The organism is Acidovorax sp. KPB24-03 (assembly GCF_057546605.1).
Window position 1 is genome coordinate 1 of record NZ_BAAJYR010000023.1, and the last position, 20615, is coordinate 20615.

Here is a 20615-nt window from a genome sequence, read left to right on the forward strand (position 1 = left end):
AAATATGTTGCGACCCTGAATGGATGAAGCTTGTTTTTTTCTCGTTATGAATATTTCAGCCTGATAAAATATGCCAGAAATATTCAACGGCAGGCTTTCTCTTTTGAATCCATTTCTGAAAGCAAATTCAAGCATGGCATTTCCAAATGCGCCAATTATTTTCCTGAAATTCAAATCATCTATTATTAATATCTCGGCCTGATCTCCAGAATAACCAATCTTTTTATATTCCCTCTTGAAAAACTCAAAACGAGACAAGAATTCTGTATTTATAGCGCCATCCTGAATTAAAGAAGAGAGGTCGAGCGCAACAATTCCATATGGACAGTCATTCTTATGGAATCTGCTGATTATTTGCTCAACTGCTTCATTGACATTACTCTGAATTCGAAGTTTTGACGTTACCTTTTTGCACTCCACAAGGTATCTTCCAGGAACAATTACATCCGTTTCCGAGTTGAGGAATGGGGTTAGGCCTGTTGCTTCTTTAATCCTAGCAGCGAAATCAATTTCAAAAAAGACATCATCCGATTTGTCGGAAAAATACTCGCCCTCGAAGCTTCCCTTCAATAATCTTTTTAGTGTCTCGCTCTTTATCTCCAATTTTTCATCGGCAAATATCCGGCACAACCTGCCATATCTATTGGCATCCGCAATTTCTCGATCAGAGATTTTCTCTCGCTTTGCAATTTTGGCCTGCAATTTACCTAGTTTTGTATTTTTTATCTCCATCTTTGGATAAATATCTCTAATTATTTCCACCACCTCTTCAAGCTCCTGAGCAATAGAATCTAAGCTTTTAATCAAAATTTTTCCGTTGCTTTTCATTGGGGCTAAATATATGTTAAGGGAGCGCCATTTTCATTGATTCCCGATGTAAATTTGCTGGATGCCGGAAACCAATTTTACGTAGACTCTTAACAGGATGAGTAAATCTCGCTCTCAGGCAACCCAGGCAACCCAGGCAACCCAGGCAACCCAGGCAACCCAGGCAATATTGATAATATTAGAGCAAGTACAGCTCATTAAGTCGGTTGAATTATTGATTTACGTTATTGCTAACTCTCATGGGGGTTTTTCGCGGTCAGATTTTGGGGATTTTTTTTTGCGTGGCCACATTGGATTTGGTAGCACTGGTTTTCGCGTCGGAATTTCTATGGGCCCGCTCGGTTTTAATTAATGCCAAAGCCTTTTTTCGTCGGCCTTTTGCTTCGATTTCCAGTGGCGCAACGAATGGGCGTCTCTTCAAGCTACCTGCCGGTGATATATGCCAAACAACTACGGTGTATGAGTCCGCCGATGCCTGCTTCGGCACTTGCGTTCCACTGCCACAGTTGAGTTCGCTGGGCCAGCTGACTGTTGGATAAGCCCGAAGAATCTTGTGAAGCGGCAAGCTATAAGCGCCCTCAAAAGAGTTTATTTTTACTGAATGCTTCCCGGATCCATGCAAATTTAAAACGTATGTTGATTCAAAACGAGCATTTTTTTGTGCTGAAGGATGGCGATTTCAAAACAGCATCGATTCTTTTTCTTGTCCCGGCAAGGATAAAGATCGCTTCGCACTCATAATAGTGCGCGGCCAACTCCAAACGAACGCAGTCCCAGAGGACATCGGTAATTGATACTCCTGAATTTGCTGACCATTTGCTCTCAACAGCCAAAACTTTTTTTCCATCGGCACCTGTGACAATAAAGTCAAGCTGTGGTGGCCGTCCTGTCTTCCCAGGCATGGTCAGGACTGGATGGTTACTCTCACCTGTGACCTTGCCACTCATGCACCGCTGCAAGATTTGTCCTATTGGGAATGCAAGATAGCGCTCGCTGAATAGTTCCTCTCGGCCTGCATGATGTTCAAAAGTGAGCCATGAACTCAGCCCCTCCGACAAGGCGACGCGAATTTCTTTTGGTGTCATGGACAATTTCTTTAGTGTTAGGGCGTGTTTAAATCAGTCTGCTTTCGGCCGACAGTATCAATTAGTGCAAGCGAAGCGAACGTCTGCAACCAGCCTCAAGCCGACAACTCACGCGGTCGCCTCCGCAGCTCACTGAAGTTTTTTAAATCAGCCCTCGAAAGCACATAAGACATCCGACTCCTGCCCGCATCAGGGCTTGGTGGGACGCCGATATGCATCTCCCGGGGAAGAAGCCCGGCGCTCGTCACTCAGCGTAAAAATACATTGCAGGTAACTGCTGGCATCGGCCCACTTGGCTCCATCGGAGTGAAGCTCAAAGAGATTGCGGGTGACCTCTACCGCCTCCGGCCACCTGTCCTTGGCCACTGCCGTCATGGCCTCCCGGCTGTCGTCATGGTCATGCAGTGCTCCGTCCTGAGCACCGTAGGCGTGGAACTCCACGATCTTGGCCGGCATCGGGTACGCTGAGCCCTCACACTGCACTCCGGTGGATTGCGGTTCTCGCTCGGCATGCGCCGCAGCGAACGAATCCTGGACGGTGTGCAGCACCGAGCCAAAGGCGATCTCTCGAATCTGCGAGACCAAGCCGCTGGCGGCATCCTGTCGCCCCAATAGGTACAGGTCCACGACCTTCCACTCGGTGCAACCGAAGTGATTTTCGATGGTTGGGTTGTGGATGTCCTTCAGGAAGGTTTGAGGAAGGATCTCCTTGGACGACACCTTCCATGCGAACTCCAGCCAGTCCAGAATCTGGGCCCTCGTATCCACGGGATGGATCTCGGACGCGTTGGCCATGCCATGCAGGAACTGAAGATCGCCGAAGTGCGACCGCGTCATCAGGTTGCCGGGAACACTGTTGGCCGTTTTGTTGCAGCCCACGATGGTCTTCGTCTGGGCCTGGCGTTCGGCATCCTTGAAGAGGCAATACCAGCATGCAGGCTGCGTGGAGAAGCGGATCGTCTGGTCTGCCCGGCAGACGTTCTTTTTCCCCAGGTAGTCGCAGTTGCCCTGGTCTTTTTCCAGACGAAACGGCGGCAGGTCGTTCCACCGCACTCCATAGATCACATACGGAGAGGCAAACCCCACATCGCGTCCGCTGCAATAGGTGTCGGTGGCGAGATCAGCTTGCGCCACATGGCACCACTTGCCGAGGTGCGTGATTTCCTCATGGACCGGCACCTTGATCAGAACGCCCAACGATCCTGCGATGCGCGCCAGCGTAGAGTTCGTCTCGTTAGTCAAGCGTTCTTCGTGCTGGGTCCCCAGGGGACCGATCTGAAATGCACCCACCCAGGTGCTCACCAGCCATAGGCCCGCGACCACGATTCTTCTTGAAGCTTTCAAAAGCTGCATGACATCCCCTCCCTCTGCCAGCATTCTCGAAAGCCCGTAGGAAGCACGCAAGGGGAAAACTACTGCCTGCTTTTGCCGTGCGTCAATTCGTAGCCCTTGCGGACTGCCAACATGGAATCATCCTGCGGGGCCCGTCGAAGGCGTCTTCCTACCTTCGAAACCCCGCCTGGCTGAGCTCGTTGATTCACCCCTTCGAGGGTGGGCAAGCTTCAGCTCCGGGGGAGCAAGGCGGACGTTCTTGCCAAGTCTGCTGCGGTTGCGTTCTTCGTTGCGGCAGCGGCAGTTTCCAAGCCCGTGACGAGATTGCACAGGGCGTGGTAGTTGAGAGCATCTGCAACTGCCCGGGTTACGGGATAGTCCACCAAAGACGCATTGCGCTGAGATTGAATGTTGACAAGGGCCGCTTCTGTTTGCTTGGTGCTCCCCGTGGAAATCACCTGCACGGTCACGTTGCTGAAGTAGGCCTCATTCAACTGGCTTAGTTGGCCATTCCAAACAGTGCTTCCAGCGGCGAGGACTTTGGCCGCAGCAGCAGGAGTTGTCACGGCGGCAGCCCCCGACAGCAGCGTCGCAATGCCACTACGGTGATCGCTCGTGAATGTCACTGGAAGGTCGCGTTGGGTTCTGGGACGCACGGTCTGAATAAGAACTGACGGGGTCAAGAAGGAAGGCGGCTGCTTCACATAGGCTAGTGCTGCTATAGCGCTGTGCGAAACCTCTTCCGCACTGTAGCGACAGCTTCTAGCCTAAGCTGGCACGCTTTGTCTGTTCTGCAGCGATTGCCGTCGTCCCCCTGGGTGCCTCCAACGTCTGCATCGAATGCGAAACCCGACACCCGAGTTAGATGGGTGACCTGCTCAGACCTACCCTAGTGTTCACGCAGCCGAAATGAAAGCTCGCCAGTTGATTGGGCCGTTACGGCTGGGTGTTGATTTCCATCTGGAACTGACCCAGTAAGCCACCAGGACAAAGCCCGCCAGGTCCATCCAGGCGATGCGGGCGGGCCGATGTAGGCCTGGGCCTGCTGCAGGGTCACGTCGCGATGAAGCCACGGTCACGCCAGCGGTCGGCGACGAAGTCCTCGAAGTCGTAGCCCTCGCCGAGCTCCAGTCTGTCGGCATGGTCGCAGACGATGATTTGCGGCTTGTTGCCGACCTCCTGTGCCGTGTCATCACAGAACTTGGCCAGGACGGTGAACATCTTGGCGACGGTATTCAAGTCGTCATCGGCCGTCGAGATGCGTGTGCGCGTGTCCACAGGCGAGTTCGCGGGCTCGTCCGCAGTCTCTTCGGACTGCGGGCTGCCGGGCGCGCTGGCGGATGTGTCGTCCTGGTTCGCGCGCAATTGGGCTGCATTGAATTCCTTGCCGTAATCGGCGGAGGGGAAGTAGACCTGCGTCGGTTGGTCGAGAAACAGCACGGGCGGTAGCTTGCAGTCGGCGTAGGCCGAAAACTGGTAGTGCAGGGACAGGAACAGCGTCAGGTGCGAATACAGCCAGTTCGCGCCACTGCCCATCGACCGCAGGAAGACCTTCTTCTCCGGCGCGCCGTGTACCCCCGGTGTCTCATGCCATAGGTCGAAGGAATCGATGTCGAACTTCAGGGATCCATTCTTGTAGGAGTCCTCGAAGTCGAAATGTGTGCCGACGATCTCCAGGCGCCGGTTGATGTCGCGTTGCAAGGCCAGCAGCCGGGGCGCGACATCGAGCAAAGCCTTTTTCGATTTCAGGTCCGTCACCCGGTCCTGGAGCAACTTCACCAACTCCGTGGTTTCTGTGGGCGGACTCTCGATGCGGCGCTCAATGGCGATTTCTAGCTTGATCTTGGCTTTCTGCGCTGCTGCATCGACAGACTTCGAGCGCTGCAGTCGGTCGGCCTCCTGGTCCAGTGGACGCAGTGTGCTTTCGACCTGCCGCAAGGCCTGGCGCGCCTTTTTTGAGTTGCTCGTCGATGTCCCGACGCTCCTGGCCAAAGCCCTCGCGGGCATAGGCCGAGACCTTCAGCTCACCGTTGAGCCAGTGGATGGCCGCCGAGAGTCTGTTGGCCTCATCTTCGGCGGCTTCCGAGGGTGACGCACAGACCGGGCACACGGCATGGTCCAGATGGGTCGCCTTCGGGATGGGCAGATCCGTCATGGCACCGGCGAATCCCTCGACTTGCTGTGTCGAGACGTCGAGCAGGTAGCGCATGTTCAGGGCCTTCTGGATCTCGGCCATGAGCTCGGCTTTGCGTGTGCGCAGTTCGTTGCGGATCGCGTCGAAGGTATCGGACTGCCCATCGACCGTGACGGCGATACCGGTCACGCGTTCCAGGGCCTGCGCCGGCCGCATCCAGATTTCTTCGGCGGTCAACTCTGTCAGCGGCGTGCCCGCCAGGGCGTGGAACTCACGCAGGTAGCCCGCCATCTCTCCGATGCCGGCCGATTTGATCTGCTCCTGCTTGGGGATTACGGCCAGGGCACGCTTGAGCTCGGTTTCTGCTTCGGCGAGTTCTTTGGCCAGGTCAAAATAGTCCTCTCCCACGATCCCCATGAAGATCTTGAAGTGATCGATGGCCTGTTCGCGTTTTCGCTTTTCGTCGAAGCGGTAAAAGATCGCATGCCGGTTGGCCACCAGGTTTTGATGCTGGAGCATGAACGAGGCAAAACTGCGGATGGAAGGCGTCGGGCTTTTCTGACGCATGAGCTGCTTCTGCAGCGGGTCGGTGTCGATGTCGTCCATGGTGACGCCGAAGTAGCGCCCCAGGCTCTTGGAGAATTCGATCCGGCTAAGCTGGTATTGCGCGGTGAAGAAGTTGTGCACGTCCTTGACGTAGGCCAGCACATGCCTGGCCTGCTCACCACTGACTTCTCGCAGGAAACATTGGTTGGCGTTGTCTGCTCTGCGGCCGGCGACGACCGCCATCCCGGAAAAGCGCCATACGGTAAAGAATATCTTCGCCCGCTGGGTGATGATGCCTTGCGGAATCGTGTCTTCGGAACTGCCCATGCAGTAATCGAAGATGTCGAGAATGGCACTTTTGCCCTTTGAAGATTTACCGGTAATGATATTCAATCCTTGCTTGAATTTCACACTGTGCGGCTCATTTTCCTGGTCGATCAGGCCGATATATCGGACATAACATTTCATAGCGACTTCAATCCGAGCATTCTATAAATGGTCACGACACTTTCATTCCGGAATACCATGGCGAGCTGACGGGCATAACGCAGCATCTTGGGGGCTGCATTCTCTGACTGTCGGTTTTCACTGGCGAGAACCGACAGGTCGTCGTTGAGTTGGAGGCTTTCATCCGAGCGCAGTATCAACAGCGCCTTGTTGGTGATGGGTTCATATTCCGAGATGCGAAGCGCCAAGCCGACCAATCGGGAGGAGTCGGATGTCATGGTCCGGATCGAACTGGTTCGATTGGCGGTATGCAAATACTCCTGCATCGCGGGAAACGACACCAAGGGCAGAACTAAATAGCTCAGCAGGATGTCTTTCTCCATCGGCTCCCAGTTCAGGTAGAAGCTCTGGATCACTGGCGCGAGCGCAAAGGCGTTGCGATGCAAGGTGTAGAGATGATCGGCGGCGGTATTCATCATTCCCATAGTTTCCAGTGAAATTCTTCGTCCTTGTTTTTGGGAATCTCGTCCGCCAGCATGTGATAAATACCATTGCGAAATTCCGGCATGGTGTTGGCCATGGCGCAAAAAGGTTCCGTCGAAGCTCTCAGACGTGCCAAGTAGAACCTGAGTGACGCCTTCTTGAGAGCCGCGTCGTCCTGCAGGCCGTCGCAATCCAGAATGGCCGCTTCTCGCTCCACAAAATGGTTGCTGCGGTGGTTGTGGAGATAAAGGTCAAGAGAGGGCTTGATGGGAATCTGATCCTTGAGGAGCTCGGAAATCGTGTCCTGCGCAAACAGGCGGTGCAGGGCCGCGTGCTTGAGATATTTTTCGCCCTCGATCTCGAGGATTTTCCTGGCGAAGAGCATGGGCCTGATTTCGTCGAGATCGACTTTTTCTTCCAGCGGCCGAAGATCTCTCAAAGGGAACTCTGCCGGATGCTTCATGCACGAGGAGTTCAGAGCCGTCAGCTTGGCGGTGAACGCCTCGTGGGTGATCTTCCAGCCGTTCAGGACGAGTTCGGTGCTGAACATGAAGCCCAGCAAGTCGTTTAGGTACTGTCGCTGCAGCGACGGTCGTATGGCTTTGAGGTAGCGGGTCTTGTAGCTCTCGATGCGCTCTGGCAGGGCGTCTTCGCCCGGGATGATGAGCATGCGTTCCAACACCTCCATCAGCGCCGCGCGGCTCTCGGGCGCTAGCACCTCCTGCTGCAGTGCCCGCGCCTTGGACGGCTTGCGGGCCGTAGTTTCAGCAGTTTGGACGGCCTCGTCCTGCGGCTGGGGTGGCTCCTCCATTTGCGTCTGCGGTGCGCCAGCCCCGTCGCTGCCGATCTCCTGCATGCGCTCAAGCCGCTGCACAGCGGTCAGGATATTCCAGTCCTTGAGGCGGCTCTGGGCGCCGAACTCCTGAGTCGTCAGAAGCACCAGGGACTTGTAGCTGCTGCGGTCAAGCCGCTCATGCAGCCAGTTCCGGATCGTGTTCCAGAAGTTCTGGTGGCTGTCGGTCAGCTTGTCACGGTAGTGCTTGACCTCGATCTGCGTCTTGCCCGGCACGGTGACATCGCCCATGGCTTCAACCCACAGGCACTCTCCGGGCACGAGGTCGTGGCACTGTTCTACGGCCACGAGCAACTGATACTGCAGCGCTACGAAAAGTACAGTTGCATCGACGGGCAGAGCTTGCGTATCGGTCTGCAGCTGTTTGGACGGAGGTGGCATGGGCGGTATCGGCTGCAACTCGAAGTCTCCTGTTTCCTTTGTCTCTGGCGGCTGGGTTGATGGGGCATGCCCGCAGTCACCATCCGGCGCGGCCTGCATAGGTCAGGAAACGGCCAGTGGTGGCATTAACTTTTGACATGTAATAGACTGTATCGGAATGCTTGGGCTGTTGACCACGCTGGCTGCATCAGGTTTTCAGATATGTGTAGCGGGCCCGGTTCCTCTCAAGTGTCTGCTCTTCCCGGCAGCCGTCATTCATGGGAAGACGGCCGACCAGCGGCTCACAGCCTGCAATAGACGCCCAAAAAGGTGTTGCGACTGGCGGTTCCAGCCGATTTGCGAGGTCTAGGAAAGGTCTGCGTAGTGCGCTTTGAGATGTGCTGATGCAGAGCGGTCGAATGAATTCGCCGTGACATCTCGTCTGCAGGACATCGCAGCACTGTCTGAGATCGGTTTCTCGATCTTTTGGCCATTTGCAGGCGCACTCATGCCCGCGTTCCCATCAAACGCCCCCGCGCCATCCACAAGTTGGACAGGGCGAACAGGGTGTGCAGCTGCGCGGTGTTCTTGGCCAGCCCTCGGTAGCGCACCTTCACATGCCCGAACTGACGCTTGATCACCCGCAACGGATGCTCGACCTTGGCCCGGATGCTGGCCTTGAGGCGCTCGAGTTGATCGGTCAGGTCATCGATCAAGCGGGTTTTGTCGAGCAGCCTGCGCTTGCCCGGGCGCATCGCGATGTTCCAGCGCACGCTGCCCCGGGCGTCGGGGCGCCTGCCGGCGCCCTGGTATCGCGCGTCACCCCAGGCTTCGGTTTTCTCACCATGCAGCAGTGCGTTGGCCTCGACCACGTCGTGGAAGCTGCCCGCCGTGCCGCGCACCGTGTGCACCAGGCCCGAGTCCGCATCCACGCCGACGTGGGCCTTCATGCCGAAGTACCACTGGGTGCCCTTCTGGCTCTGCTTCATCTGCGGGTCGCGCTCACCCGAGGCGTTCTTGGTCGAGCTGGGCGCGGCAATCAGCGTGGCGTCCACCACCGTGCCGGCACGCAGCATCAAACCCTTGGCGCCCAGCAGTTCGTTGACCAGCGCCAGGATCTGTGGGGCCAGCTTGTGCTATTCCAGAAGCCGGCGGAATCGAAGGATCGTGGTCTCGTCAGGTACTGCGGTGTCCCAGTTCAAGCCTGCGAACTCACGAAACAGTGGCACGTCGTGCAGCGACTCTTCCATCGCCGGATCGCTCAGCGTGAACCACTGTTGCATGAAGTGGATGCGCAGCATCGTCTCCACCGCAAACGGCGGGCGACCGCGCTTGCCCTCGGGCGCGTACGGCGTGACCAAGCCCACCAGCTCTGCCCACGGCACCACGCGTTCCATCTCTGCCAGGAATTCGCGCTTGCGCGTGCGCTTGATCGTCAGGTTCAGGCCCAGGTCGGCTTGCTTCATGGCTTAGATTCTCTGCGCGGACTAACCACTGATCAGCACATCACGGCTCAATTTACGCAGACCTTCCCTAGCGCACGCCCCCGAAAGCAGTCATCCGGCCAAGTCTAGTCACCGTGTGTTCAGCCGTCTGCTGTTTTGACGATCAGCGGCCCCGATTCACGCTCGATACAAGAACTGCCCATGGTTTCGATGGGTTTTCGATGAAATAGAGCGAAGGCACTTTTGAGGTCAACAACCCTATACCTCTTTGCCATCCGGCAATTTATTCAACCGGGGGTTACGCAAGCAATAACAAAGCCGTAAACGAAGTACAGCGATAAGTGATTTCGACCTAACGATTCAAACGGGAACGTAGGTCTAGCCAAATCAATAACTTAGAGCTCAGTTCGTTTATGAGATTTAGCAGTTCAGCATCCAGCGCAGTGCAATCACATGCAGGTCAAGGGCCAACAATGCCCTCCTACGTATTGTCATGGAGTTCAACCGTTTTTTCCGCGTCGCCTCCTTCTCCACAAGGAATCGTCTTGGACACGAACTATCTTCAACTTTACGGCGTGCATGAGAAAAACCTCGAGCTGATGTCAGGCCCAGTCTCCGCCCAAGTGCTTCGTAATCACAAAGCCACCCTAAAGTCCTACTTGGTGTTTTGCAACCGGAATGAAGAATGCCGGGTGGGGCGGGAGTTCACTGTGGACTTCATCAAGCGGAGCCGAGCCTTTGGCGATCATGTCGCCGTTCAGAACAGGAAAACTGCCGCGGACAAGCTGAGCATCCTTCGCTCGTGGAAGCGCACCATCGACAAGCACGTGCGTGAAGCCACTTTAAATAATATGGCCGGGCACTCCACCTTTCACAAAGAGCTCCGATTGGCGATTGCTGAATCCGGGAAGAGCCTTAAGGAGATTGCAAAGGCCATCTACTTGGACATCAAGTCTTTGACGGGATGGCATGAGGGAGTGATGCCAATCTTTAAAGCGATTCCCGCGGTCCGCCGACTGGAGCACTACCTAGGATTGTCCAGTGGCTTCCTCGAGAAGAAGATCGTCTTTCAGAAGGACCATGAGCCGAAGGCGGCGCAAGCGCTCGCTGACCGTTACGAAGTACGAGCGCGCGAAGCCCGAAGGGACCCATATTACGTCGCGACCTCAGACTTCAGTACGCAGTTGATGTCCGAGTGGTGGGCGTTTATGGCCTACAAGACTCAGATGCACCCCATCGGACTGAAACGTTCAAAGCGAGCTGCCTGGCGAGTTCTGCCAGCTGAGAAAGCTGGCATCGGCGTGAGGGATGAACTGCTTGTGTTTCCTGCCCCCAATATGGTCGCGTCGAGTGCACTGCGCACGTTGCTCTTTCTTCGGGGCTATTTCGGATTTTTGATAAAACCGACCACCGGAAATCGCGCGACGAGTGGCTTAGGTTTGAAGCTTGAGGACGTGGGAACCCTCGCGTCTTTGGCTATCCCGGAGTTTGTGGCTGCTTACATGGAGTTCGTTAAGGCCCGTTCTGGCAATCTTCTTCACAACGGACACGGAAACGCAGCAGGAATCATTGTGGGTGTCTGCCGGGAGATTGAGGGATACCTTTGGCAGCAACCTGAAGTTTTCGAAGAGCGGGTCGCGCAGTTTGCAAAAAATCGTCCGTGGCACACGCTTTGCCAGCAAACGGTGGCAGTTTGCAAATCGTGGCAGGCCGCCTCTGCCGGAAAGAAATCTCGCGATCCCAAAGAGCTTCTGCAGCCGTTGTTCGCGCTGAAAGACATACTGGCTCCATTCAAACGGGCTATTCAGAAGCTTGACTTAGCGGCTGCCGCGGCCGTGCCAGGGTCTGTTCATCAGGCCCTATTCAAGCGCGACGCCCTCATTCTTGGGCTCAGTCTCTTCAACCCATTGCGCCACCGTACGCTGACCATCACAAAGTACATAGCCCCGGGTCAGCAGAGTGATCTCATCAGCAACCTTTTTCAGGCGGAGGACGGCCACTGGTGGCTGCGCTTCGAAAAAGGCGACTTCAAGAACGATGAGTCAAAGCCTGAGGACTATAGGTCCCCGATCACGAAAGGTCTGACACATCGCATCGATGAGTACATCAGCATTTACAGGCCCACCTTGGTTCGCGCGCGGCCGGACTCTTCGTGCCTATTTCCGTCACGGCAGGGAGAGCAGATTCGAGATATTGGCGAGATCGTGAACCGGATTGCTAAGAGCTACATACCTGAGGTTCGTAGACTCCGCCTTCATGCCTTGCGCCATATTGTCGCAACCGACTTTTTGCTGCGGAATCCTGGAAAGTACACCCTCTTGGCAGGGTTGCTGCACGACACCCTAGCGACGGTACTCAAGACCTACGCTCACGGCAAAACGGAATCAGCATTCCGGGCACACGAAGAAAATATGGCAGATTTCTACCAGGGGATTTGATTCTTTACCGAGGCATTGGAAGATTCGCTCTTATGACCTCGCCGCATGATGGAGAACATGACAGCGTCGGAGGCGCGATTCAGCTCTTTTTCCACCAAGATCACACCAACATACTGTAAGCCTAAAGTTGATGCTCAAAGCTGCTCCTCGAAGCGGGTGAACACTTGATCCTCACGCTCGCTGGACCGTCTTCATGCCGCTTTCTTACCTTTCAGCGGGAGTTGCAGTTCCTCAACGTCCAGCGTGAAATTCAGGGGGACCTGAATGGGGTCTTTATCCTGATTCTTGTTGTTGTAGACATCCACATCGGTCTTGAGCTGAAAGCAGTCACCAACGATTTGCTGCCGTCGTTGGCTAAACGACTTGACGAAGTGAGCCCGAGGAGCCTTCTCGTCGTCCATGTCTGCCCACAGCGACATCGTGCGGTCGCCTTGCTTGGACCGGACCGCATGCTTGGCCCGGTAGCGCTGCCCATTCACATCAGTGCGGTACTCCTCACGGAAGTATTGCGAGACGTCTGAAGCAATCGCATCGACCACAGTGCGCACGCTTGGCTTGTGCAGGCCGTTTCTATACGCCCACTCCGCAACCGCATGGGGGTCGAGTAAGCCGTCACCTCCGACCTCGGACTGGTAGCGCTCGATGTATGCCTTGACCTGGTTTCCGTACGCGGACATGTGAATCTCCAATGGCGGTGGTTACTCGGTGAACGATCCCCAGCCGTCGACATCGGCTGAGGGCAATACGAGGGCGCGCACCTTCACCTGGTGCTTGCGAAGGAAATCGTGGCGGTCAAGGCGGCGCTGCAGTTGCCCGACCACCAATCCCGGATGGACTTGGATGCGTTGCGCGAACCGAAGCACTCTTTCCTCAGAGAAGTACGGCTGCACTCGCGCGACGAAGTCATCCAGCTCGGCTTTCGGGACACAGAAGGCGGCCCCTGCGGCATTGGCCAAGCGCTCACACTCGGGCAGGTCAGCTCTTGATTCCCCAACGTCGGTGTCAATGACCGCGCGGTTCTGTGCCTTGCCATCCTCGCGCAGAACATGCTCAAGCTCATGGCGAAGCACAAACCAGAAGTTGTCGATGCGGTCGAAACGCAGCGTCATGCCGACAACTGGCTTATTGCTGTCCAGCCAAAAGCAAGCACCGTCCATCTTCGACCCGGCCAACGACTCAACAAAGACCAGCCGAACACCGGCTTCTGAGAGGATGTGCGGGACATTGCGAATCTCTTCGGGAGCGAGGATCAGCGCCCGTAGCTTTTCGATGGCCAACAGCAACTTTGCCTTCGAATACGTCGGCACAACCTGCTGACTTGCGATGGCACGCACCCGAAACAGCCATGCGAGCTGCAGCGGTGTGGTGTCTGTCAGGGCGTGCGTCTTCTTCGCGGCGTGGCTCAGCTGAGGGGTCGACGTGACATCCGCGATGTCGAAGAACTCGCAGAAGCGCTGCTCCATGACTTCGATGCTCTCGCTGGCCCGCACCCATCCACGGCGCAGCATCTCGCGCACGGGAAACTGGGTGTACAGACGAGCTTTGCGTGCCACGTTATCGTTGGGAACGGTCACCTTGGAGAGTTGGAACTGGCTCTCCAGGTTCATCCAATAGTCTGGCGACGTGCCAAAGGCCTCCCCAAGCCCTTTGGCCGTTTCTGGCGTGATGGCTCGCTTGCCTGCGATGAGCTCGCTCACGAGTCGTGGCGGGCGATCCAAGATGTCAGCCAACTCCTGCTGGCTCCAGTCCCGCGCCTCGAGCTCCTCTCGCAGGAACTCGCCTGGCGGGAACACTTCCGCGGGTACTCGCGCGTTCATAGGTTCTCCAAAACTTCTAGTGGTAGTCAACGATTTCGACGATGCCAATGACCTTGCAGGGATGGCCTCCGCGGATTTCAAAGACCAAGCGCCACTGCAAGTTCAACCGCACCGAGTGCTGCCCCTGCCGGTCCCCCTTAAGCTTCTCGAAATGCAAAGACTTCAAAGGCATGAAGTCACGCTCATCTCGAAACGCCCGAATCTGCTGCATCCGCTTTCGGAACGCCCGAACGATGTCCTGCGAGAGGCCTGCAGTGAACTGCGGGTCGGTCTCGAGGCGGCCCAGGTCGTCATCGTCGAACTCCACTTCCATATAGCAAATGTATTCGCAACGCCCACAAGCGTCAACACCATCTTTACACATGGTGTAAAGATGGTTCTTTTATATTATTCCGTAGTGGTTACGTCGTAGCGACTTATTGATGCGGGCGCGAATGCCCTGCTTGTTCTGCGACCTCCAATGCGGCCCCCACCGATTACGTTTTCGAGCCACACAAACCGCTTCGTAACTCACACAATCGTGTGAAACGTCCGTAGATTCCGGTAAAGCCTAGCGATCCGGTTACGAGGCGTGAGGCTTCACTGCACCCCTTTACACTAGCTTCCTAGTTGTATTCCAAAATTTTTCATTGAGCACTGCGACCGACAGTGCTAGGACGGTGAAAAAGGTCGCTTACCAAGTGCGGATGAACCAGCGCCCGTCTAATAGTTGGCGACAGTCCGCAAGCTGCCCGGCTTCAAGATGGGAAAAACCTGGCGTTTCAGAGCATGTAGACCTCGGCCACTGGATTGACGCTGAGGCAGCTGCAAGTCCGTCTGAGCCGGGGGCCGGGATCACTTAGCTGGCAAACAACACAAGAGGAAGGGTTCATGAAGCTGGTGCAAAACAGCGGCTCAGACCGCGTGATCGACCTGCTGCTGCCGCACTTGGTGTCAGGCAGCAGGTTGGGCTGCGTCACACCCTCTTTTTCGTTGCATGCCTTTGCAGCGCTTCGCGAAGCCTTGAATGGGCTGGGGCAGGTGCAACTCGTCCTGCCTGCCGACAACGACCCGTTGGAGCTGCTTGGCGGGGATGGTGACCGTGCGCAGCGGAATCGCCTGCAAGCTCGATGGCTGGCGAACCAGTGCGCCCAATGGCTGATGCAGAAGGCAGAGGTGCGCCGCGCGCATGGCCGAGTGCCACAAGGCGCCGCGGTGCTTACGGGCGCCGGCGATGAACCTGCTCAAGTGGTTCTGGGGTCGTTCGCTCTCAGCTCTGAAGGACTGGGCCTGGCTCCAGGCAACCCCCTGAACCTGATCCAGGCCTCGGAGTCGCCCGATGAGGCTCGAACGCTGGCGCGTTGGTTCGACCAGCAGTGGAGCGCGCTGCGGCACCAGCCTGACGGTGCGCAGAGCCTTGTCGATGCCCTCAAGGGCATGGCGGCGCATCGTGCGCCCTTCGAGGTGTACGCGCTGATCCTGCACCACCTGCTCGGCAGTCGCGACGAGGCGCTGGACGAGGACCGCATCGTCAAGGCGGCCACCGGCATCCGAAATACCGTCATCTGGAAGAAGCTCTTCAAGTTCCAGCGCGACGGCGTCGTGGGCGCCATTGACAAGCTGGCTCGTTTCGGCGGTTGCATCATTGCCGACTCAGTGGGTCTGGGTAAGACGTTCGAGGCGCTGGCCATCATCAAGTACCACGAGTTGCGGAACGACCGGGTTCTGGTGCTGGCGCCCAAACGCCTGCGGGACAACTGGACGCTCTACAAGGCCAACGACCGCCGCAACATCCTGGCCGCCGACCGACTCAACTACGATGTCTTGAACCACACCGACCTCTCGCGTGACGGCGGCCAGTCCGGCGACATCGACCTGGCTCACGTGAATTGGGGCAACTACGACCTGGTTGTCATCGACGAGTCGCACAACTTCCGCAACAAGAAGTCCCCCAAACAAGGTTCCGAGACCCGTTACCACCGGCTGATGCGCAAGATCATCCGCGAGGGGGTCAAGACCCGGGTGCTGATGCTCTCGGCCACGCCGGTCAATAACCGCCTGTCCGACCTGCGCAACCAGATCGCCTTCGCCACCGAGGGTGACGACGCCGCCCTGCAAGACCACGGCATCGCCAGCATCGAACAGACCACCCGCAAGGCGCACATTCAGTTCAACCGCTGGCTGGACCTTCCCGAGGAGGAGCGCCTCCCCGGCCGCCTGGTCGAGATGCTGGGCTTCGACTACTTCACGCTGCTGGATCACCTGACCATCGCCCGTTCGCGGCGGCACATCGAGCGCTACTACGGCACAGAGGAGACGGGTCGCTTCCCGGAGCGTCGCGCGCCCATCAACATCAAAGCCGATGTCGACACCGCAGGTCAGTTCCGGGCCATTCGCGACATCAACCTTGAGATTCGACGACTTAACCTGGCCTCCTATGCGCCGATGCGCTATGTCCTGCCCCACAAGGCGCAGGCCTATGACGCCAAGTACAGCACCGAAATCCGCGGCGGCGAGAGTATCTTTCGGCAGGCTGACCGTGAAGAGAGCCTGATCCACCTGCTGCGCGTCAACGTGCTGAAGCGCATGGAGAGCGCGGTTTCCTCCTTTGCGCTGACCATCCAGCGCCAGCTCAAGGACGTGGAAACCACGCTGGCCCGTATCGACGGGCATGTGGCAGATGCCGACGAGATTGAAGAGTTGGACATCGCCGATGTCGACATCGACGACCCGGCCTTCGAGCAATTGTTGGTCGGCCGCAAGGTCAAGGTGCTGCTCAGCGATGTGGACCTGCACCGCTGGAAGCAGGACCTCATCGAGGACCGCAACCGGCTGGACAACCTGCTCCAGGCTGCCCAGCAGGTGGACGCGGCCCGCGACGCCAAGCTGGCCAAGCTGCGCGAAGTGATCGAGCGCAAATGCCGCGAGCCCATCAACGTGGTGGGGGGCAAGGCTAACCGCAAGATCATCGTCTTCACCGCGTTCTCCGACACGGCGCAGTACCTCTACGCCCAGTTGGCACCGTGGACCAAGGAGAAGCTGGGGCTTGAGTCCGGACTGATAACCGGCTCAGCGGGCATCCAGTCCACACTTCCCGGCCTGCGCAAGAGCATGAGCAGCGTGCTATCTGCCTTCGCGCCTCGCGCCAAGGAACGCCCAGCCGAGCTTGCCAAAGAAGGCGAAATCGACCTGCTGATTGCCACCGATTGCATCAGCGAAGGCCAGAACCTGCAGGATTGCGACTGGCTCGTCAACTACGACATCCACTGGAACCCGGTGCGCATCATTCAGCGCTTCGGGCGCGTGGATCGCATCGGCTCGCCGAACCAGAGCGTCCAGCTCGTCAATTTCTGGCCCAACATGGAACTGGAGGAGTACATCGGCCTGGAGCAGCGCGTCAGCGGACGAATGGTGCTGCTGGACGTGTCGGCTACAGGCGAAGAGAACCTGATCGAGCAGCAGTCAGGCAATCCGATGAACGATCTGGAGTACCGGCGCAAGCAGTTGTTGAAGCTGCAGGACACGGTCATCGACATCGAAGACCTCTCCAGCGGCGTCTCCATCACCGACCTTACGCTGACCGACTTCCGCATCGACCTGGCCGAGTTCCTGAAGGAGCACCCTGGCGTGCTGGACGAGGCACCGCTCGGCACCTATGCCGTCACCTCCACCATCGACGCCGACATCCCGCCCGGCATCGTCTTCTGCCTGCGGGCCGAAGGCGCGGCTGCTGCCAAGGGCGCTGCATCGGACTACCCGCTGGCGCCGATCTACCTCGTGCACGTGGCCGATGATGGCGTCGTCCTGCTGCCGTACCCGCAGGCCAAGCGCGTCATGGACCGGCTCAAGCGTGTGGCGCTCGGCCGTGAGCTGCCGGACGAAGGTGCGTGTGCCCGCTTCGACCGGCAGACTCGCCAAGGCGAGGACATGCGCTATGCGCAGAAGCTGTTGGCAGCGGCCATTGCCTCGGTCGTTGGCAAGGCTGAAGAGCGTGCTGTGGCCAGCTTGTTCGCGCCGGGCGGCACGCACGCCATGAAGGGCGAGTTCGCGGGGGCCAACGACTTCGAGGTGCTGGCTTTCATGGTCATCCTGCCCGGAAGCACCCAACCCCTAGGGGGCGCCGCGTGAGCGACGCGGTGCGCGCTCTGCACGAGGCCATCGCAGCCTCCCTGGCCCTGCCGCCGAGCTGCAGTGTGGACCAGCGCGTGCCCAAGAAGATGCTGGCGGAGTATGGAGGTGCCACCGCGGCCGACCGCCGCCTACTTACGGACGGCATCGACGAGGCCCATTGGCTGGCCGCCATCAAGCCTGCGACGACCGCCATTCCGACGTGGCGGGACGAGGTGCGAGAGTATCTGGAGCTTGCCGTGCTGAGCATGGCGGTGCGTTCCACCCACGCCCAACCGGCCCAGTTGCAGCGCCTGGCCGAGCTTGTGCACCGGGCCGTGCCCTACCCGGTGGTGCTGATCGTGAGCACGCCAGATACGGTGGCCCTGAGCCTGTCGCACAAGCGCACGGCCCAGAACGAGGCGTTGCGAGTGGTCTTGGACGGCGATGTCGTGAGCTTCCAGTTCAGCGATGAGGTGCCGGATGGGTTGCTGGATGCCTTGGCGCTTGGGCAGCAGCCTCAGCAAGACCTGAAGGCGCTATACCAAGGCTGGATGGACACCCTGTTGGCCGCCCAGGTGGCGCGAGTGACAGGGCACTTCCGTACGGACCCCACAACCGACCAGGCCGCCATGCGGCGGATCGCCTTAACCGAACACCGGCGACTGGAGGCGGAGGCCGCCCGCTTGCGGGCCCTGGCTGGCACAGAAAGCCAGATCGCCAAGCGCGTGGACCAGAACCTGGCCTTACAGCGGCTGCATGCCGAGCTGGCAGCGGTGCGTGCCCGGCTCCAATGACACAACAAGAACAGACACATTTATGACGAACTCGAACATGCAGAAGATTGCCGTCGGCGCGTCCGAGGCGCAGTCCGCCGACCTGGTGGCCGACAACATCGCCCAGCTGAAGGCCTTGTTCCCCGAGCTTGTCACCGAAGGCCCCAAGGGCGCCGCCATCAACCTGGACGTCCTCAAGGCCCTGGTGGGCGACGCCACGGTCACCGATGCCGACGAGAAGTACGGCCTGAACTGGCACGGCAAACGCCGGGCGCGCCAACTGGCCCTGACGCCCAGCACTGGCACGCTGCGCCCTTGCCCCGAGGAGAGTGTGGACTGGGGCAACACCCAGAATCTGATGATCGAGGGCGACAACCTGGAAGTGCTAAAACTGCTGCAGAAGAGCTATGCCGGCAAGGTCAAGCTGATCTACATCGACCCGCCGTACAACACAGGCAAGGATTTCGTTTACCCGGACAACTTTCAGGACAACGTCAAAAACTATCTCCAACTGACGGGTCAGGTTGATAGTGGTCGGTTGATTAGCAGCAATGCCGAGTCCAACGGACGCTTTCATACCGACTGGCTTAACATGATCTATCCCAGGCTGAAGATTGCCCGGGACCTTCTTCACGATGAAGGGGTGCTGTTCGTGACTATCGACAGCACAGAACTGGACAATCTCACGTCAGTTCTGAAGGAACTGATGGGGCCCGAGAACTTTGCGACGACCTTCATTTGGGAAAAGCGGAGGTCAAGAGAGAACAGAAAGGCCTTTAGCGTCAATCATGACTACGTGGTTTGCGTGGCGAAGAACAAAGATGTCTTTGACACCGTGCGCGGCATGTTGCCTCTCACCGACGAAGCACGAAACAGATACACGAACCCCGACGGCGATGCTCGAGGGGTGTGGCAGTCTGTAGCAATCACAGCGCAGGCGGGGCATGGAACGAAGTCCCAGTTTTATACGATCACAACGCCGAGTGGACGTCAGGTCGATCCGCCATCGGGAAACTGCTGGCGCTTTACCAAGGAAAAACTGGGTGAACTGATACAAGACAACCGCATCTGGTTTGGCCAGGATGGGGGGAATGTACCGCGCCAAAAAATGTTCTTGTCAGAGCAGGACGAGGGGCTGACCCCACATACGTTGTGGACAGCAGACGAGGTGGGCACTACCGACTCTGCGAAACGCGCTTTGAACGCTCTTTTCGACGGAATGGCGGTGTTCGACACACCCAAGCCGGTCGAGCTTATCCAGCGAATGGTTGGCATTGCAAGTGGGGAGGATGGTTTGGTCTTGGACTTCTTCGCCGGTTCTGGAACCACTGCGGAAGCAGTAGTTCGGCAGAACGCGATGGACGGAGGCAGCAGGCGCTATATCTTGGTTCAATTGCCCGAGCCACTTGATCCGGATGACAAGGATCAGAAGATCGCTGCCGATTTTTGCGACACGCTCGTGAAGCCCCGCAACATCGCGGAGTTGACGAAAGAGAGACTCCGTCGAGTCGGAGCCAGAGTTAAGGCAGAGATTCCTTTGTCTACTGGGGATGTTGGGTTCCGCGTTTTCAAGTTGAATACATCAAACATCCGCGCATGGAATCCTGATCCTGCAGACCTGGATCAGATGCTTCTGGACCACCAAGACCACCTAGTCAAAGATCGGACAGAGGCAGACGTTGTCTACGAGCTGCTCCTTAAGCTCAGCCTTGACCTCTGCGTTCCTATGCAGCAGCGGGCTATCGAAGGCAAGGCCGTATACGCAGTCGGCGCCGGCGTGCTGCTGGCCTGCCTGGCCGAAAGCATCACTGCCGTCGAGGTGGAAACGCTGGCCGAAGGTATCGTCCAGTGGCACCAGCAACTCGCGCCGACCGGCGAGACCACCTGCGTGTTCCGCGACAGCGCCTTCGCCGACGACGTGGCCAAGACCAACATGGCTGCCATCCTGCAGCAGCACGGCATCCAGAACGTGCGGAGCCTCTGAC

At 57.6% G+C, this 20615-nt stretch carries 15 protein-coding genes and 1 pseudogene; 4 read left to right on the forward strand and 12 right to left on the reverse strand.

The genetic code is table 11. The annotated features are described in order from the left end of the window. The 9 genes and pseudogenes from AC27KI_RS05645 to AC27KI_RS05685 all read right to left on the reverse strand — a co-directional run. A partial coding sequence (locus tag AC27KI_RS05645) for a hypothetical protein (protein ID WP_487112957.1) occupies positions 1 to 828 on the reverse strand: 828 nt, incomplete at its 3' end. A gap of 641 nt (positions 829 to 1469) precedes the next feature. Continuing rightward, positions 1470 to 1913, reverse strand: a complete 444-nt coding sequence (locus AC27KI_RS05650) for a hypothetical protein (RefSeq protein ID WP_487112959.1) — start codon at positions 1911 to 1913, stop codon at positions 1470 to 1472. A 189-nt stretch (positions 1914 to 2102) separates the two neighbouring features. After that, a complete protein-coding gene (locus AC27KI_RS05655; protein WP_487112961.1) occupies positions 2103 to 3266 on the reverse strand; it encodes a hypothetical protein in 1164 nt (387 codons plus the stop codon). Between the two features lie 209 nt (positions 3267 to 3475). Further along, the gene (locus AC27KI_RS05660; protein WP_487112963.1) at positions 3476 to 3871 is read right to left on the reverse strand and encodes a hypothetical protein; all 396 of its coding nucleotides are present in this window, start codon (positions 3869 to 3871) and stop codon (positions 3476 to 3478) included. Positions 3872 to 4298: 427 nt separating this feature from the next. Further along, positions 4299 to 5183, reverse strand: coding sequence for a DUF3732 domain-containing protein (locus AC27KI_RS05665; protein WP_487112965.1), 885 nt, complete (start codon positions 5181 to 5183; stop codon positions 4299 to 4301). After that, positions 5065 to 6336, reverse strand: coding sequence for an AAA family ATPase (locus AC27KI_RS05670; protein ID WP_487112967.1), 1272 nt, complete (start codon positions 6334 to 6336; stop codon positions 5065 to 5067). The genes AC27KI_RS05665 and AC27KI_RS05670 overlap by 119 nt, the downstream gene beginning before the upstream one ends. Positions 6337 to 6389: 53 nt before the next feature. Continuing rightward, positions 6390 to 6851, reverse strand: a complete 462-nt coding sequence (locus tag AC27KI_RS05675; protein WP_487112969.1) for a three component ABC system middle component — start codon at positions 6849 to 6851, stop codon at positions 6390 to 6392. Beyond that, on the reverse strand, positions 6848 to 8188 hold the full coding sequence (locus AC27KI_RS05680) for a hypothetical protein (RefSeq protein ID WP_487112971.1): 1341 nt from the start codon (positions 8186 to 8188) through the stop codon (positions 6848 to 6850). Before AC27KI_RS05680 ends, AC27KI_RS05675 begins: the two co-directional genes overlap by 4 nt. Before the next feature lie 386 nt (positions 8189 to 8574). Further along, positions 8575 to 9534: pseudogene (locus tag AC27KI_RS05685) on the reverse strand (IS5 family transposase). 524 nt (positions 9535 to 10058) lie between these two features. On the opposite strand from AC27KI_RS05685, the gene AC27KI_RS05690 reads away from it, so the two are divergent. After that, the gene (locus AC27KI_RS05690; RefSeq protein ID WP_487112973.1) at positions 10059 to 11951 is read left to right on the forward strand and encodes a hypothetical protein; all 1893 of its coding nucleotides are present in this window, start codon (positions 10059 to 10061) and stop codon (positions 11949 to 11951) included. A 191-nt stretch (positions 11952 to 12142) separates the two neighbouring features. Here AC27KI_RS05690 and AC27KI_RS05695 read toward each other — a convergent pair whose 3' ends face one another. From AC27KI_RS05695 to AC27KI_RS05705, 3 genes are read right to left on the reverse strand one after another with little or no spacing between them, the layout of a single operon-like run. Further along, entirely contained in the window at positions 12143 to 12628 is a 486-nt protein-coding gene (locus tag AC27KI_RS05695; RefSeq protein WP_487112975.1) for a hypothetical protein, read from the reverse strand. A 21-nt stretch (positions 12629 to 12649) separates the two neighbouring features. Further along, entirely contained in the window at positions 12650 to 13768 is a 1119-nt protein-coding gene (locus AC27KI_RS05700; protein WP_487112977.1) for a HigA family addiction module antitoxin, read from the reverse strand. A 16-nt stretch (positions 13769 to 13784) separates the two neighbouring features. Continuing rightward, positions 13785 to 14081, reverse strand: coding sequence for a type II toxin-antitoxin system RelE/ParE family toxin (locus tag AC27KI_RS05705; RefSeq protein WP_487112979.1), 297 nt, complete (start codon positions 14079 to 14081; stop codon positions 13785 to 13787). A 557-nt stretch (positions 14082 to 14638) separates the two neighbouring features. Here AC27KI_RS05705 and AC27KI_RS05710 point away from each other — a divergent pair. The 3 genes from AC27KI_RS05710 to AC27KI_RS05720 are packed head-to-tail and all read left to right on the forward strand — an operon-like array spanning position 14639 to position 20614. Further along, positions 14639 to 17875 (forward strand): helicase-related protein, encoded by a 3237-nt coding sequence (locus AC27KI_RS05710; protein ID WP_487112981.1) that lies wholly within the window; start codon positions 14639 to 14641, stop codon positions 17873 to 17875. Then, positions 17872 to 18651 (forward strand): DUF4391 domain-containing protein, encoded by a 780-nt coding sequence (locus AC27KI_RS05715; RefSeq protein WP_487112983.1) that lies wholly within the window; start codon positions 17872 to 17874, stop codon positions 18649 to 18651. The genes AC27KI_RS05710 and AC27KI_RS05715 overlap by 4 nt, the downstream gene beginning before the upstream one ends. Positions 18652 to 18673: 22 nt before the next feature. Then, on the forward strand, positions 18674 to 20614 hold the full coding sequence (locus AC27KI_RS05720; protein ID WP_487112985.1) for a site-specific DNA-methyltransferase: 1941 nt from the start codon (positions 18674 to 18676) through the stop codon (positions 20612 to 20614). Position 20615: the final 1 nt, after the last annotated feature.

Excerpts from the sequence above, each read along its gene's own strand:
- AC27KI_RS05720 (WP_487112985.1), top strand. The coding sequence starts at position 18,674 with ATGACGAACTCGAACATGCAGAAGATTGCCGTCGGCGCGTCCGAGGCG.
- AC27KI_RS05705 (WP_487112979.1), bottom strand. The coding sequence starts at position 14,081 with ATGGAAGTGGAGTTCGACGATGACGACCTGGGCCGCCTCGAGACCGAC.
- AC27KI_RS05710 (WP_487112981.1), top strand. The coding sequence starts at position 14,639 with ATGAAGCTGGTGCAAAACAGCGGCTCAGACCGCGTGATCGACCTGCTG.
- AC27KI_RS05650 (WP_487112959.1), bottom strand. The coding sequence starts at position 1,913 with ATGACACCAAAAGAAATTCGCGTCGCCTTGTCGGAGGGGCTGAGTTCA.
- AC27KI_RS05680 (WP_487112971.1), bottom strand. The coding sequence starts at position 8,188 with ATGCAGGCCGCGCCGGATGGTGACTGCGGGCATGCCCCATCAACCCAG.
- AC27KI_RS05675 (WP_487112969.1), bottom strand. The coding sequence starts at position 6,851 with ATGATGAATACCGCCGCCGATCATCTCTACACCTTGCATCGCAACGCC.
- AC27KI_RS05700 (WP_487112977.1), bottom strand. The coding sequence starts at position 13,768 with ATGAACGCGCGAGTACCCGCGGAAGTGTTCCCGCCAGGCGAGTTCCTG.
- AC27KI_RS05655 (WP_487112961.1), bottom strand. The coding sequence starts at position 3,266 with ATGCAGCTTTTGAAAGCTTCAAGAAGAATCGTGGTCGCGGGCCTATGG.
- AC27KI_RS05695 (WP_487112975.1), bottom strand. The coding sequence starts at position 12,628 with ATGTCCGCGTACGGAAACCAGGTCAAGGCATACATCGAGCGCTACCAG.